This is a genomic window from Mucilaginibacter sp. Mucisp73 (assembly GCF_059491465.1).
In genome coordinates this window covers 4,302,255-4,317,588 of sequence record NZ_CP168507.1, presented here as the reverse complement: position 1 = coordinate 4,317,588, position 15,334 = coordinate 4,302,255, and the positions used below count along the sequence as shown (strand labels likewise).

Below are 15,334 nucleotides of genomic sequence, written 5' to 3'. Positions count from 1 at the left end.
GTTCTTTTACTTTTAAAATTAGTTTTTAACCATCCGGCTGCCGTAAACCGGGCCTGCGCTGTTCTCTTTTTGCGGCAGCAGTTTTACGGTTACTTTTTGTTTGCCTTTTGTCAGTTCAATAGGTAAGATGTAGCTGATATCATAAAAGCGGCTTTCTTTGTACTGGTTCAAATCTTCAGAAGCCAGCTTAACGCCATCAATCAGGATATCAAATTTTCTGCCGCGGTTATCCATGCCCCAATAGCTGTTAATTAGCGTGTTTTGTGCATTGGCATCAACCTTCATTTCGTATTGAAGGTAGCCGCCGTTCTCTGTGGAGCGCCATTTCTTTTGATGATCTTCGCCGGTGGTGGCGTTTTCACTGCTGAAGTTATGATCGCGCTCGGGCTGCATTTCGCCTACACGTAAAATGTCCATGGTGCGGGCTTCTAACTCCTGTTGTTTTTTCCTTTGCTCGTCATACGCTTTTTGCTGCACAATCCAGGCCTGTGGTGTAAATACGTCCCAGTAAACGGAATAGTATTGATTTTGGGTTTGATTAAAAGGGATCAAAGTAACTTGTTCGGGTTTTGAAATATTCACCGTGCGGAAACTTAGCTGTTTTTTATCAACCATCTGCAGCCATTGGTTAGGGTCAGTTTCGCTGGTTACAAATACAGGTACACCTTTCAGTGGATCGGGCTCTGTGTCACCTAAAACACCGGCAAGCAATACAGGGCCGTAAAACACAGCGCGTCTGTTGGTATTATCGGGCATAGCTTCGGTGTAAAGCTTTTCGGGTGTGGTAAATTCAATTTTATCGTTGTTGTTCCATTTACGGTTTAAAACGATATAGCCATGGTCATCAGTTGTTGCATTTTGAGCTTTTCCGTTAATGCTGATGGTTGCAGCGCTGGTCCATTTGGGTTTACGGATACGGATAGCCATGATAAGCGGCTTTTGGGTGTTTACCGTAAACGAGATATGATCATCATTAGGGAAGCTGCTTTGCTGTTTTACAGAAAGGCCTTTTGCTGCCCAGTTAAGCACTGAAGGTATAAACAGGTTTACGTATAAACTGCCATCAGCCCCTTTAAAATAAATGCTTTCGTTGTATTTTACATGGTTTTCCATGCCCGAACCAACACAGCAGGTAAAGTCATCAAACGGAGTGCTGTAATGTTTGGTGCCCCCCATTCTAAGCGGTACAAAATAACACATCATTCCGTCAGAATGATTTTGCGAAGCAAGGATGTGGTTGTACAATGCTTTTTCATAATAATCCATCAGCATTGCCGAAGGTGCTACTGCAAACAAGTGCCGGGTTAATTTCAGCATATTGTAAGTGTTGCAAGTTTCGGTAGTGTTTTCGGTAAGCTTATCGTTCAGCTTGTCGGCATCGCTCAGGTATTCATAATTGCTGTTACCTCCTGTTGCGTAGGAATGGTGGTTAACAATGGTTTCCCAAAAGAAATCGGCTATAGCCTTATCTTTTTTATCGCCGGTAAGCTCGTATCTGCGTGCACTGGCTATTATCTTAGGGATCTGGGTGTTAGAATGCTTGCCGGGCAGTATATCCTGTTTTTGTGATAGCGGATCGAGGATCTTTTTATCATAAAACTTATATGACAGTTCGAGGTATTTTTTATCACCAGTAACAGCATACAGGTTAGCAAGCGTTTCGGCCATACCTCCGTATTCGCACAATAACATCTTTTGAAGCTTTTCGTCATCAAGGTTTTTGATGGTTTCCCCTGTCCAGTTGGCCATACCTTTGCACACTTTTAAGGCCTCGGTGTTATTGCAATATAAATAGGCATCAAGCAAGCCTGCCATAACCTTATGCACCGTATACCAGGGCGACCAGCCACCATTTAAATCGAAACCCCGTGAACGGATATCGCCTTTGGCAACTTCGGCCCAAACGGTATCTTCTTTAGGGATAGCGCCTATGTAGCCGGTTTTGCGGGCAACCTGGCATTCATTAAGTTCTTTAACTATATAGTTTACACGTTTTAAAAATTCAGGATCGCGGGTTGATGCGTAGTGCATGGAAATGGCCGACAGGTAATGCCCCAGTGTGTGGCCGGCCAAGCCTGATGATTCCCAGCCTTCGTACATTTTGCCTTTAGGTGCAAGGCCCGAGTGAGAGCGGAAGGCCGAAAGTAATCTGTCGGGCTCTATAGATAATAGATATTTAACATCAGCATCCATCGCTGTTTTAAAAGGGCTCTCCAATAATTGAACATCCTTTAAATTAAATGAATAAGCTTTAACCGGAACTATCGGTTTTATCTTTATCCGTGTATCGTTTAACTCGGGTACATAGGATTGTGCCTGGATAGTTTGTGCCCCCGCTAAGCAGGCTACGAGGCATAAGTTCAATTTAAACCACTTTTTTATTAGCATGATATGTTTGTGTAACGGTAAGAATAACTTTCAACTAAATTAGTGTGCTTTGCACAATTATTTTGAATAATATTTTGCAGTTGATAGCAGGATTTTATCCGTTTTTTTAACGTGCAGGTTATTTACAGTGAGTTTATTAACGATACTGCGAATTAACTATCAATATATTAACGTTTTAATTGGTTTTTATATAAATATAATATCAAATTGATGCTATTGTAACAGTAATGTTAAGATACGGGCAGTATTGGCAAATTTCATAAAAAAATAAGGGGCAGCTCGCGGATAGTTTTACGTGTCTGAAATACAGCATGTAATATATAGTTTTTAACCCCAAAATTTAATTTATGAAGTTTAAACAATTACTAAAGAGGTTCATTTTGCCTTTACTAAGTGTATTTGTGTTTTGTTACAGCACCTACGCGCAAACAGTAACATTAAAAGGAAAGGTAACCGACGAGAAGGGCGAGCCCATAGTTGGCGCTTCCGTTAAAATAAAAAATACAAGCGCCGGCTCTGTTACCAACGGTAGTGGTATGTTTAGCCTTAATTATCCCGGACAGGGTACACTTATGGTAACCGCTATTGGTTTTGCAACCCAGGAAATTAAGTTAACAGGACAAGCTCAGGTTAATGTAGCTTTAGCCGAGGATAATAAACAGCTGAACGAAGTTGTTGTTACCGCTCTGGGGATAAAACGCGACAAAAGGATCTTAACTTACAGCTCCCAGGAGGTAAAAGCCGAATCGATTGCGCAATCGAAAGAGCCCAACCTTGTAAATGCGATTGCGGGTAAGGTGGCAGGTGTGCAGGTTACAAGTTCATCGGGTACGCCGGGTAGTTCGGCAAGGATTGTGATTCGTGGAGGATCATCAATTTACGGTATTAATGAGCCTTTAATGGTTATTGACGGTGTGCCGGTTGATAACGCTGAAACAGGTAACCTTAATTCAGGGCCGGGTACGAACAGGTTAGCAGACATTGATCCATCTATTATTGCCAGTATGAACGTATTGAAAGGAGCGGCAGCAACAGCCCTTTATGGTTCAAAGGGTGCAAATGGTGTTGTTATTATTACCACAAAAAACGGCGCTTTGAATCAAAAGCCGCTTATCACTTTTTCGTCCGACTTTTCTTTTGAAAACCCGTTGTTGCCTCAAATTCAAAATAAGTATTCGCAAGGTACAAACGGTATTTATTATGATGGTGTAAATCAAAAAACAAGTACATCATGGGGTGCGCGCATGGACACCCTGAAAATAAATGGGCAACCCGCGAAAGTTTATAACCAGTCTGATCTGTTTTTTAAAACCGGCCACACGTATAATAATACTGTTAACATCGGCGGTGGCGGTAACAATTCTACTTACCTGGTTTCATACGCTAATTTTAACCAACAGGGTACAGTACCAACAACCAAGTTTTTGCGTAATACTTTTTTTGCAAAGTATAGCGCGCAGGTGCTAAAAAATCTGAACACTACTTTTCAATTAAATTATTCAAACTCGCAAAATGACAGGCTACCTGAAGGGTATGCCCTGGAAAGCCCGGTTTGGACAATTTTTACAGCGCCGGTATCATACAATTTGCAACCTTATTTAAATGCAGATGGTACACAGCGTTTGTACCGTTTTTCACGTAATAACCCATATTGGGTTTTAGATAACATCAAAAACCACTCTGGTGTTAACAGGTTTTTACCAACGTTTACTGCGGATTATAAACCTTTTTCATGGTTAACTATTACCGAAAGGTTTGGCGCCGATGTTTATACCGAAATGGACAGGTACCATGAATCAACCCAATCGGTATCAAACCCCAATGGAAGACTGGTTGATCAGAACCTTACTTACCGTCAGTACAATAACGATTTATTGATTAGCGCTAACAAGCAGTTTGGCGATTTTAATGTCGATGTTGTGCTTGGGAATAACCTGATCTCAAATTATACAGAAAATACATATGCAAATGGTGTAGGTTTAACTGTACCTGGCTTGTACAATATGTCATCTGCTTCAACAGTAACTTATAAAGAGGCTTCATACTTGCAACGTAAGGTTGGTTTTTATCTGCAGTCAAACATCGAGTATAAACGCTTCCTGCTATTATCATTAACTGGAAGGTATGATGGTAACTCAGTACTGTCAAAAGACCATAGCTTTTATCCTTATGGCTCTGCTGCCGGTAGCTTCATCTTCTCAGAATTTTTTAGCCCGGAATTTTCTAAAGTAATGAACCTGGGTAAAGTAAGGGTATCATATGGTACTGTTGGTAATGACGGCGGCATAGGTCCTTATACTTTATTAACACCATATAATAGCGCAACTATACGTAATCTTATATTCCCTTATGCAGGACAGGCAGGCTTTTTGAAAAGTGATGTGCTTGGTAACCCCAATCTGAAAAACGAACGCATTAACGAGTTTGAAGCAGGCTTTGAAGCAGGCTTTTTTAATAATCGAATCAGCCTTGAAGCCTCATTCTACAGCAAAAAAACAATTGATGGGATCATCCCCACAGTGGCCCTTGCGCCATCAACAGGTTATGCTTATACAAGTGTAAATTCGGCTATAATGCGTAATAAGGGTATCGAATTATTATTAAATGTTACGCCAGTAAAGAGCCGTGATTTTAACTGGGACCTTACCTTGAATTTTACTCGTAACCGGAACAAAGTACTTTACCTTGATAAGGACCTGTCATTGATTAGCAATGGTTTTACTAATGTTATAGTTGGTCAGCCTTATGGAGTGATATACGGTACCCGTTATGCACGTAACGCGGCAGGTAAGTTATTGATTGATGATTCAGGCCTGCCATATGCGGACGATACACAGGGTATAGTAGGTAATATTAACCCTAACTGGCTTGGCGGTATCAACAACAACTTCAGGTATAAACAATTTAATTTCAGTTTCTTTTTTGATATCAAACGCGGCGGTGATATCCAGAATAATGTTGATGGCTACGGCTATTTTTACGGAACACCAAAAGTGACCGAAAACCGTGGTTTAAGGGTGGTTGACGGTGTAAACGCTACTACCGGACAGCCAAACACCGTAGCGGTTAACGGTCAGGCTTATTATCAGCGTGCAAACGGTGTTTTGGAATCGGTTATACAGGATGGCAGCTATGTAAAACTGCGCAACGTTAGTTTGGGCTATACTTTAAAACCATCATGGTTAAGCAAAAGCCCTTTCAAATCGGCAACATTTAGTGTAACGGGCCGCAACCTTTGGATCCACGCTCCGCATTTTACCGGCGGCGACCCGGAAGTTAGCTCGTTTGGTTCATCAAATGGTTCACAGGGGATCTATTCATTCTCAACCCCAACCTCAAGATCAGTTGATTTTAGCCTGAAAGTTACCCTATAATTTAAATCATTAATAAGAAATTGTCATGAAAAATAAATATATCACGTTAATAACATGCGCGTTGGTAAGTTTTACGGGCTGTAAAAAATACATTGATGTAAACCAGGACCCTAACAGGCCTATAGATGTTAAAGAAGCACAAATCCTTGCACCGGTTGAGGCTGCCATATCACAAAATATCACTGCCGCGGGTGGTGCTAATCTGGCCATAGTACTACAACAATACCTGCAGGTCATAGCCTTGAACCAGGTACCACCTAACTTTGGCACCTACCTCATGTATCACCAGGATATGGATAGTGATTGGTACAATTTTTACACGCAGGTAATGAATAACCTTGTGCTGTTAAACAAAAAAGCGGAAGCCGATGGTAATGCCAATTACGCCGCCATATCAAAGATTTTGCTGGCTTACACGCTTGGCTCAGCTACTGATGTTTGGGGCGATGTGCCGTATTCAAAGGCTTTTCAAGGTATAGATAATCGTACCCCAACTTATGACAGTCAGGAAGCTGTTTATACGCAGATACAAACCCTGCTTGATAATGCTGTTGCCGATATTGCCAAAAGCAGTGCCACGGTGCCGACTGGCGATGATTTTTACTACACCGGTGATATGAGCAAATGGAAAAAGGCGGCTTATACATTAAAGGCGCGTTATTATATGCACCTCACTAAAGCTCCGGGACATACAGCTGCCGCCCAGGCACAACTGGCCCTAACCGCTCTTGAAAACGGCATGACAAGTAATGATGATGATATGAAAATGCCTTTCGCCGGTAGTGCTGGGGCAGAAAACCCGTGGCAGCAAAACTTTTTACCGGGCTCAACACTGGTATTAGCTTCAACGTTTGTTGATGGTTTTGCAGCCAGGAAAGATCCCCGCGTATCAAAAATGGTGGCCCCGGCAATTGAAACGGGTTTGTATACTGGTAGAGTAATCGGCTCGGACGATATTGGTAGTTTGGAATCGTATTCATTAGGTGGTTCTTTTTATGCAAGTACAAGCTCAAATAACTATATTGTTACTTACTCGGAGGCGTTATTTTTAAAGGCTGAAGCTACATTTGTAATATCGGGAGCAACCGCGGCGCAACCGGTATATATGCTGGCTGTTAAATCGCATATGTCAAAACTGGGTATTGCCGATGCCGTTGCGGATAATTATTTAACTTCAAGGGGAACGCTTACCAGTGCCAACGCCATGAAGCTTATTATTGAGGAAAAGGTTGTTGCTAACTTCTTGTCGATGGAGAACTATACTGATTGGAGGCGTACAGGCTACCCGGCGTTAACTAAGGTTAAGAATGCGTTGTCGGACATTCCACGCAGGGTGTTATATCCGCAAACAGAAATGACTGCAAACCCGCAGCCGCAGCAAAACGCCAAGCTTACCGACAGGGTTTGGTGGGATGCGCAATAGGCGTTATTTAGCAGGCAATTGGCATCTATTAGGCTATATTGGTTAAAATATGGTTAGTGTCTGCTAAATTGTTAAATATTCGTAATTATTACTATTTTAATTTTGTGAAAAATAATATACAATGATAAATTTTGATTGGAAAGGCGTACTCCCTGCAGTAACTACTAAATTTACAGATAATGACGAACTTGATTTTGATGCTTTTGATATAAACCTGAACGCCCAGCTTGAGGCCGGTGTTGACGGATTTATATTAGGCGGCTCATTAGGCGAAGCAAGCGTTTTAAGCGATGATGAAAAATTCGCGCTGCTTGCCCACACCGTTGACTTTGTTAAAGGAAAAGTTCCGGTTATCTTGAACATTGCAGAGCAAACTACCAAAGCGGCTGTTGCGTATGCTCAGAAAGCCTTTGATAAAGGTGCCGATGGTTTGATGCTGTTGCCCCCTATGCGTTATAACAGCGAAGCTCGTGAAACCGTTGCTTACCTTACTACTATTGCAAAAAGTACCGAATTGCCAATCATGATCTATAACAATCCTGTTGATTACAAAGTTGAGGTTACTTTAGATATGTTTGAACAACTTGCTGCTTATGACAACATCCAAGCGGTAAAAGAATCAACCCGTGATATATCAAACGTTACCCGTATGATCAACCGTTTTGGCGAAAGGTTCAAGATTTTTACCGGTGTTGATCCGCTGGCTATGGAAAGCCTTGTGATGGGTGCAGATGGCTGGGTTGCCGGTTTGGTTGATGCCTTCCCTAAAGAAACCGTGGCTATTTACCGTTTGGTTAAAGCAAAACGTTACGACGAGGCTTTGGCTATTTATCGTTGGTTTTTGCCGGTACTTGAGCTGGATATCCATCCTAAATTGGTACAGTACATTAAACTGGCTGAGGTTGCAACCGGTATAGGTACCGAAAATGTACGTGCGCCTCGTTTGCCATTAATTGGGGCAGAGCGCGAAAAAGTTCAAAAGATTATCAATGATGCACTTGCCGCAAGGCCTGAATTGCCTGTAGGTAGCTGGGGTAAATTAACCGAAGTAGCGTTATAATAACATATGGCAAGTAAAACTTTCTTTTGTGTTGACGCCCATACCTGCGGCAATCCGGTAAGGCTGGTTGCAGGCGGTGGCCCTGAGCTTAAAGGCGATAGCATGAGCCAGAAACGTCAGCACTTTTTAAAAGAGTATGATTGGATCAGGACGGGCCTGATGTTTGAACCCCGCGGTCATGATATGATGTCGGGCAGTATCCTGTATCCGCCTCATGATCCGGAAAACGATGTTGCTGTGTTATTTATCGAAACAAGCGGTTGTTTACCAATGTGCGGGCACGGAACTATCGGCACAATCACCATAGCTATTGAGGAAGGGTTGATCCAGCCTAAAACTCCGGGTATTGTGAGGATGGAAGCTCCTGCCGGTCTTGTATTGATTGAGTATAAACAGGAGGGCAAAAAAGTAACCTCTGTAAAGTTAAGGAATGTTGCAGCCTACTTGGCTGCAACTGATTTAGAGGTTGAATGTCCTGACCTTGGCACACTTACTATCGACGTTTCATATGGCGGTAACTATTACGCCATTGTTGATCCTCAGCCTAATTTTAAAGGCATTGAGCATTACACAGCAGGTCAGCTGATTGCCTGGAGCCAGGTGTTGCGCAAACGTATTAACGAAAAATACCAGTTTGTGCATCCGCAGGATCCTACCATAAATACCTGTACCCATATTCTTTGGGCGGGTGCTACCTTATCGGCAGATGCAACTGCACGTAACGCGGTATTTTATGGAGATAAAGCTATCGACAGGTCGCCTTGCGGAACTGGCACATCAGCGCGTATGGCGCAGTGGTTTGCCAAAGGTAAGTTGAAAGTGGGTGAGTCTTTTGTTCACGAAAGTATCATCGGCAGTAAATTTACAGGCAGGGTTGAGGATGTGGTTAAGATCAATGATATCGACGCCATTATACCAAGTGTAGAAGGCTGGGCCAAAGTTTACGGTTACAACACTATCAAGATAGATGATGATGATCCGTATGCTCACGGTTTCCAGGTGATCTAATATATCACCAAACGTCATTGCGAGGAATGAAGCAATCCCAAACTATACAGGGCGAACTTGCTAATCAGGGATTGCTTCGTTCCTCGCAATGACGTTCTCATTTAACAGATTTAAAAATATTAACAAGCTTTCGGCTTTCCGCCTTAAGCTTTCAGCTTAAAATAAAAATGGCAAAGGTGCTGATAATAGGAGGTGGGATAGTAGGACTTAGTTCGGCTTATTACTTACAAAAGGCCGGGCATGAGGTTACTGTGCTGGATAAAGGCGATATGACCGATAGCTGCTCGTATGGTAACGCTGGTATGATAGTGCCAAGCCATTTTATCCCGCTTGCAACGCCGGGTATGGTTTCGCAGGGGATTAAGTGGATGTTTAACAGCAAAAGCCCGTTCTACGTAAAGCCATCCTTAAACCCCGAACTGATATCATGGGGATTAAAATTTTTAAAGAAAGCAAATGCCGCGCACGTTGAAAAATCGGCAGTTCCTTTAACGGAGCTTTCCTTGCTTAGCAAAAAGCTTTATGAAGATCTGAGTAAAGAGCCCGGCTTTGATTTTGACCTGGTTGAAAAAGGCATCCTGATGTTTTACAAAACCGAAAAGGCCGGCGAGGAAGAAGCGCACATGGCCGAGAAAGGCAGGGAATTAGGCCTGGATATGGCTGTGCTTAGTGTTGATGATTGTAAAAAGCTGCAGCCAAAGCTTGAGCTTGATGTGTTGGGTGCGGTTCATTATCGTTGTGATGCACATCTATCGCCAAATAAACTGATGGCCGCTTTAATTAAGCATTTAAAGGCTGTTGGTGTAAAATTGCTTACCAATAAAGAGGTTACCAAAATTGAAACTAAAGGTGGTAAAGTTAGCTGTGTATTGTCAGGTAATGAGGAGTTTACTGCCGATGAATATATTATTGCGGGTGGCTCATGGTCGCCGGCTATTGGCAGGTTGTTAGGTTTAAAGATCTTGCTGATGCCGGGCAAAGGTTATTCTTTTAATGTAAAGGAGAACAGTGAAACCATGCATATTCCGGCATTGTTAGCCGAAGCGAGGGTTGCCATTACTCCAATGAATGGTGGTTTACGCTATGGCGGTACTATGGAACTTGACAAGATCAACGACCGTATCAACATGAACCGTGTGAAAGGTATAGTTGAATCAGTGCCCAAATACTTTCCAGGTTTAAAACCTGCTGTTCCCGAACAAAAGGATATCTGGTTTGGTTTCCGCCCTTCGTCTGCCGATGGCTTGCCATACATCGGCAGGAGCAAACAGTATAACAACCTGACTGTGGCTACCGGTCATGGTATGATGGGGCTTAGCCTGGGGGCAGCAACCGGATTGCTGGCAAACGAAATCATATCTGGCAAACCAACCTCTATTGATATTAAAGATTTTGCTCCCGAAAGAGCTTAATTTAAATTACTGCCCCCCTTCCGGCATGCCGGAAAAATAGAGCCGTTCATCAACCCCGATGAGCGGTTTTTTGCTTTAACAGGAGCTTGTTTTATTACCTGCATCATAAAAAACAGGTTGAGAAATGGGTTTTCTGCGTAAAAAGCATTGTTAGTGTAAAATGTACAATAGTTGTATTCTGTATAATTAAAAATATTTTATTCGGCCAAATAGCGACTGTAGTGCCTATAATTTTGATTTTAATTGTTTGTATAACATTTAATTTACTTTCTATTTGTTGGGTAAAAAAGGATTTTTCGGTCAATTTTGGTACCTGTATCAACCATAAATTATCAAATATTGCCCGTATTTTATCCTTTTAACTTCATTTATTAGCAAATTAAGTTAAGTAATTGTAAATTCAACAAGTGATAATCAAGTAGCAGATGAAAGTTTTACAATTTACTATCCCGGTTCCGCACGATAAAAGTGTGATAGCAGAAAAGGTTAGCTTGCCTTACCATTACCCCTACCTGCACCGTCATAAAGAAATTCAGCTCACCTGGATCCAGCAGGGTGAGGGGACTTTGATTGCAGGAAATAACATGCATGATTACTCTGCAGGCGATTTGTTTTTAATTGGTGCAAACCTGCCGCATGTGTTTAAAAGTAATCCCGAATACTTTGCGCCCAATGCCAACAAGCAAATAGAAGCACTTACCATATTCTTTAACCCGGAAGGGGCTTTGGCACCGTTGTTTAATTTGCCCGAGCTTAAACCAAGCCTGATATTTATGCAGCAGCACCAGCAGGGTTTTAAATTGCCGCATTCTGTGGTTGATAAAGTATCGCAGATTATGATCGCATTGCAAAAGGCATCCGGCCCCGATCAGCTCATTCAGTTTTTCCATCTGCTCAAGGGGCTTACCAATATCAAGAGTAAATTGGATCCTTTATCAACCTATGGCAACCTGCCGGGCATAACCGAAAATGAAGGGATCAGGATTGGTAATATCTATAACTACATTATGCAGCACTATAGCGAGCCTATTACGCTTGAGGACGTTGCTAAGGTAGCCTATATGACGCCGGAGTCGTTTTGCAGATATTTTAAAAAGCATACCGGTCATACTTTTATTTCGTTCCTGAACGAGATCAGGATCAACGAAGCCTGCAAAAAATTGATTGCCCATAAATTTGAAAGCATTAACACGGTAGCTTACAAGTGCGGTTTCAAGAGTATCACCAACTTTAACCGGGTGTTTAAATGCGTAATTGGCAACTCGCCACGTGGCTATCTCGACTCATACAACAACAATCTGATAAGCCTGAACAGGGCTGCAAGCTAATAGCTACTTTAATTTTCTTACCTCAAACCAAAATATATCGTGTTAATTAATACTAAAACAACCATAAAAGGTTTAGCCCTTTATGCCCTTACTTTTGGTTCCCTGACTGCAAATGCACAAACTGCTCCCGCCGGCAATTTGTATGAGCAAAGCAGCGAAGTAGCCAGTACCATTATCAGGTACGGGCAGGATATGAACGCTATTCATGACTTTTATTCGCCGTATAACGTTAATGATCGTGCCGAAGAACAATACAAACAGGATGTCATTAACTCGCCAGAACAACGTAAAAGATTAATTGAGGTTGACAATGATTATCTGAAACAGCTGGAGCAAACCGACTTTAATGCCCTGAGTATTTACGGCAAGGTTGACTATATCCTGTTGAAGAAACGCATCAACTTTGATCTGAAAGATCTGAAGAAAGAAGAAGACCTGTACAGCCAGGCTGCTAAATACATTTCATTTGCCGATGAGATTTACGCGCTTGAACAAAAACGCCGTCGCGGAACGTTTGTTGATGGAGAAAAAGTTGCTGGCGACCTGAACAAGATCCTGAAAGAACTTAAAGCAGATACGACGGCATATCGTAAGCTTCCATTTGTGGATATGCCGGTGGCTAAAGTAACTAAAGCTGCCTTATTAGGATTGAAAGGCCGTTTAAAGGACTTTTTTGGTTTCTATAATAAATACGACCCATCGTTTACCTGGTGGGTGCCTGAGCCTTATAAAGCCCTTGATAATGCGCTGGAAAGGTACAGCGAGTTAGCCATTAGTAAAGGAAAGCTGAACACCAGCCAAAAAAGCGATAGCAGCGGTATAAAAGGTGTACCTATTGGCAGGCAAGAGCTGATTAACCAGTTACAGACCGAGATGATCCCTTACACGCCCGAAGAGCTTATCAAACTGGCTAACAAAGAGTTTGCCTGGTGCGATAAGGAAATGCTGAAGGCATCGCAGGAAATGGGTTTTGGCAGCGATTGGAAAAAAGCACTCGAAAAAGTAAAGAACAGCTACGTACCTGTAGGCCATCAGCCCGAGTTAATCGTTAAACTATATAATGATGCACTAAGCTTCATCAAAGAGCGCGATTTGATCACGATACCGCCATTGGCCGAGGAGACCTGGGGCATGGTGATGATGTCGCCGCAAAGGCAATTGGTTAACCCGTTTTTTACCGGTGGCAAGCAGATCAGTATCTCGTACCCAACCAATACCATGCAGTACGACGACAGGCTGATGAGCATGCGCGGCAATAACCCATATTTTTCAAGGGGAACTGTGCAGCATGAGCTGATCCCCGGTCATAACCTGCAATATTTTATGAACAGCCGTTACAAAGCTTATCGTCAGGATTTCGGTACCCCATTCGCTGTTGAAGGTTGGGCTTTATACTGGGAACTATTATTATATGATAAAGGCTTTGCTAAAAGCCCGGAAGAACGTGTAGGTATGCTGTTTTGGCGTATGCACCGTTGTGCAAGGATCATCTTTTCGCTCAACTACCATTTAGGCAACTGGACACCACAGCAGTGTATCGACTTTTTGGTTGACCGTGTAGGCCATGAACGTGCCAATGCTGCGGGCGAGGTAAGGCGCTCGTTTGAAGGCGGCTATAGTCCGCTTTACCAGGTGGCTTACCTGTTGGGTGGTTTGCAGTTGACAGAATTGAGGAAAGAACTGGTTGACAGTGGAAAAATGACCTATAAGCAATTCCACGATGCTGCCATTAAAGAAAACCTGATCCCGGTTGAAATGCTGCGCGCCACATTAACCAATCAGGCTTTAACTAAAGATTTCACAACAAGCTGGAAGTTCTACGACTTCGGAGGCAAATAGTTAATAAAACAGCATTAATGGCAAGCTTTAAGCTTTATGCTTTCAGCTTTTAGCTAAAAAAAATTATGGAGAACAGCACTTCTTTTAAGCCTTCGTTGCGGTTGATGGATGCCACCATGCTGGTGGCGGGCAGTATGATTGGCTCCGGTATTTTTATTGTGAGCGCGGATATTACCCGCAATGTGGGCAGCGCAGGCTGGCTGCTGTTTGTGTGGCTAATCACCGGTTTTATGACCCTTACTGCTGCCTTAAGTTATGGCGAACTGAGCGCCATGTTTCCAAGGGCGGGAGGCCAATATGTTTACCTGAAGGAAACTTACAGTCCTTTGGTGGGCTTTTTATACGGATGGAGCTTTTTTACAGTAATACAAACGGCTACCATAGCGGCCGTGGGCGTGGCCTTCGCTAAGTTTACAGCTTACCTCATCCCCCAATTAAGTGAAAGCCTTGTTGCTATTGATCTGGGTTTCGTTACCATATCGCCGGCGCAACTGCTTTCAATTTTGGTGATCGTGTTTTTAACTTACATCAACACACGCGGCGTAAACAGCGGCAAAATTGTGCAGACTATTTTCACCATGGCCAAGCTGCTGAGCTTGCTGGGTTTAATTGTTTTTGGCTTATTTGCTTTAAAAACTTCGGTATGGAATGAGAATTGGAAAAACGCCTGGAGTATGCACCATCTCAGCGGTGATGGTACGATAGCATCTTATACTACTATTGCGGCTTTAGGCGCGATAGCATCGGCTATGGTTGGCTCCATATTCAGCAGCGATTCCTGGAATAACGTAACTTTTATTGCCGGTGAGATTAAAAACCCTAAAAGGAATATCGGTTTAAGTCTGGCGCTGGGTACCTTGATCGTGACGGTGATTTACATATTAACCAATGTAATGTATACCGGCGTACTTTCCCTGCATGATATTGCCAGTGCCGATAAAGATAGGGTAGGCGTAGTTGCATCACAGCACATTTTTGGCAGTTCGGGCACGGTGATCATTGCTTTGCTCATCATGGTATCAACCTTTGGCTGTAATAACGGGCTTATCATGTCGGGTGCGAGGGTTTATTATTCAATGGCTAAAGATAGGCTCTTCTTTAAAAAAGTAGGAACGCTGAATAAAAACTCGGTACCGGGTTTTGGTTTGTGGTTGCAATGTGTGTTTGCATGTCTTTGGAGCCTGAGTGGTAAATATGGCGATCTGCTGGATATGATCTCGTTTGTGGTAGTAGTTTTTTATGTGCTTACCATCATCGGGATCTTTATCCTCCGCAAAAAAATGCCCAATGCCGAGCGACCTTATAAAGCCTTTGGTTACCCGGTACTGCCGGTTATTTATATCATTATGGGCATTGCTTTTTGTCTGTTACTTATTAAATATAAACCTGCTTATACTTACCCAGGTTTGATCATTACTTTAACAGGCATCCCGGTATATTACCTGATAGGCGGCAGCAAGCAACGCAAGGCTGCTGAACTCCCGGTTGAAAGTTTATAGACC

At 42.7% G+C, this 15,334-nt stretch carries 9 protein-coding genes; 8 read left to right on the top strand and 1 reads right to left on the bottom strand.

Features of this window, described 5'->3' with window-relative positions:
- Nucleotides 1-18: 18 nt before the first annotated feature.
- Nucleotides 19-2,388 (bottom strand): beta-L-arabinofuranosidase domain-containing protein, encoded by a 2,370-nt coding sequence (locus ACEN82_RS17970; protein ID WP_413320390.1) that lies wholly within the window; start codon nucleotides 2,386-2,388, stop codon nucleotides 19-21.
- Nucleotides 2,389-2,735: 347 nt separating this feature from the next.
- On the opposite strand from ACEN82_RS17970, the gene ACEN82_RS17965 reads away from it, so the two are divergent.
- The 8 genes from ACEN82_RS17965 to ACEN82_RS17930 all read left to right on the top strand — a co-directional run bounded on the left by ACEN82_RS17965 (nucleotide 2,736) and on the right by ACEN82_RS17930 (nucleotide 15,331).
- Complete coding sequence (locus tag ACEN82_RS17965) at nucleotides 2,736-5,762, top strand: SusC/RagA family TonB-linked outer membrane protein (protein WP_413320392.1); 3,027 nt, start codon at nucleotides 2,736-2,738, stop codon at nucleotides 5,760-5,762.
- Between the two features lie 25 nt (nucleotides 5,763-5,787).
- On the top strand, nucleotides 5,788-7,185 hold the full coding sequence (locus ACEN82_RS17960; RefSeq protein WP_413320394.1) for a SusD/RagB family nutrient-binding outer membrane lipoprotein: 1,398 nt from the start codon (nucleotides 5,788-5,790) through the stop codon (nucleotides 7,183-7,185).
- A 121-nt stretch (nucleotides 7,186-7,306) separates the two neighbouring features.
- Nucleotides 7,307-8,245 carry a dihydrodipicolinate synthase family protein gene (locus ACEN82_RS17955; RefSeq protein WP_413320396.1) on the top strand — a complete coding sequence of 313 codons (939 nt, stop codon included), beginning with the start codon at nucleotides 7,307-7,309 and terminating at the stop codon, nucleotides 8,243-8,245.
- Nucleotides 8,246-8,251: 6 nt separating this feature from the next.
- The gene (locus tag ACEN82_RS17950) at nucleotides 8,252-9,253 is read left to right on the top strand and encodes a 4-hydroxyproline epimerase (RefSeq protein WP_413320398.1); all 1,002 of its coding nucleotides are present in this window, start codon (nucleotides 8,252-8,254) and stop codon (nucleotides 9,251-9,253) included.
- A gap of 167 nt (nucleotides 9,254-9,420) precedes the next feature.
- Nucleotides 9,421-10,665 carry an NAD(P)/FAD-dependent oxidoreductase gene (locus ACEN82_RS17945; RefSeq protein ID WP_413320400.1) on the top strand — a complete coding sequence of 415 codons (1,245 nt, stop codon included), beginning with the start codon at nucleotides 9,421-9,423 and terminating at the stop codon, nucleotides 10,663-10,665.
- Nucleotides 10,666-11,090: 425 nt separating this feature from the next.
- The gene (locus tag ACEN82_RS17940) at nucleotides 11,091-11,993 is read left to right on the top strand and encodes an AraC family transcriptional regulator (RefSeq protein WP_091162996.1); all 903 of its coding nucleotides are present in this window, start codon (nucleotides 11,091-11,093) and stop codon (nucleotides 11,991-11,993) included.
- Between the two features lie 39 nt (nucleotides 11,994-12,032).
- Complete coding sequence (locus ACEN82_RS17935; RefSeq protein ID WP_413320402.1) at nucleotides 12,033-13,832, top strand: DUF885 family protein; 1,800 nt, start codon at nucleotides 12,033-12,035, stop codon at nucleotides 13,830-13,832.
- 65 nt (nucleotides 13,833-13,897) lie between these two features.
- A complete protein-coding gene (locus tag ACEN82_RS17930; RefSeq protein ID WP_413320404.1) occupies nucleotides 13,898-15,331 on the top strand; it encodes an APC family permease in 1,434 nt (477 codons plus the stop codon).
- Nucleotides 15,332-15,334: the final 3 nt, after the last annotated feature.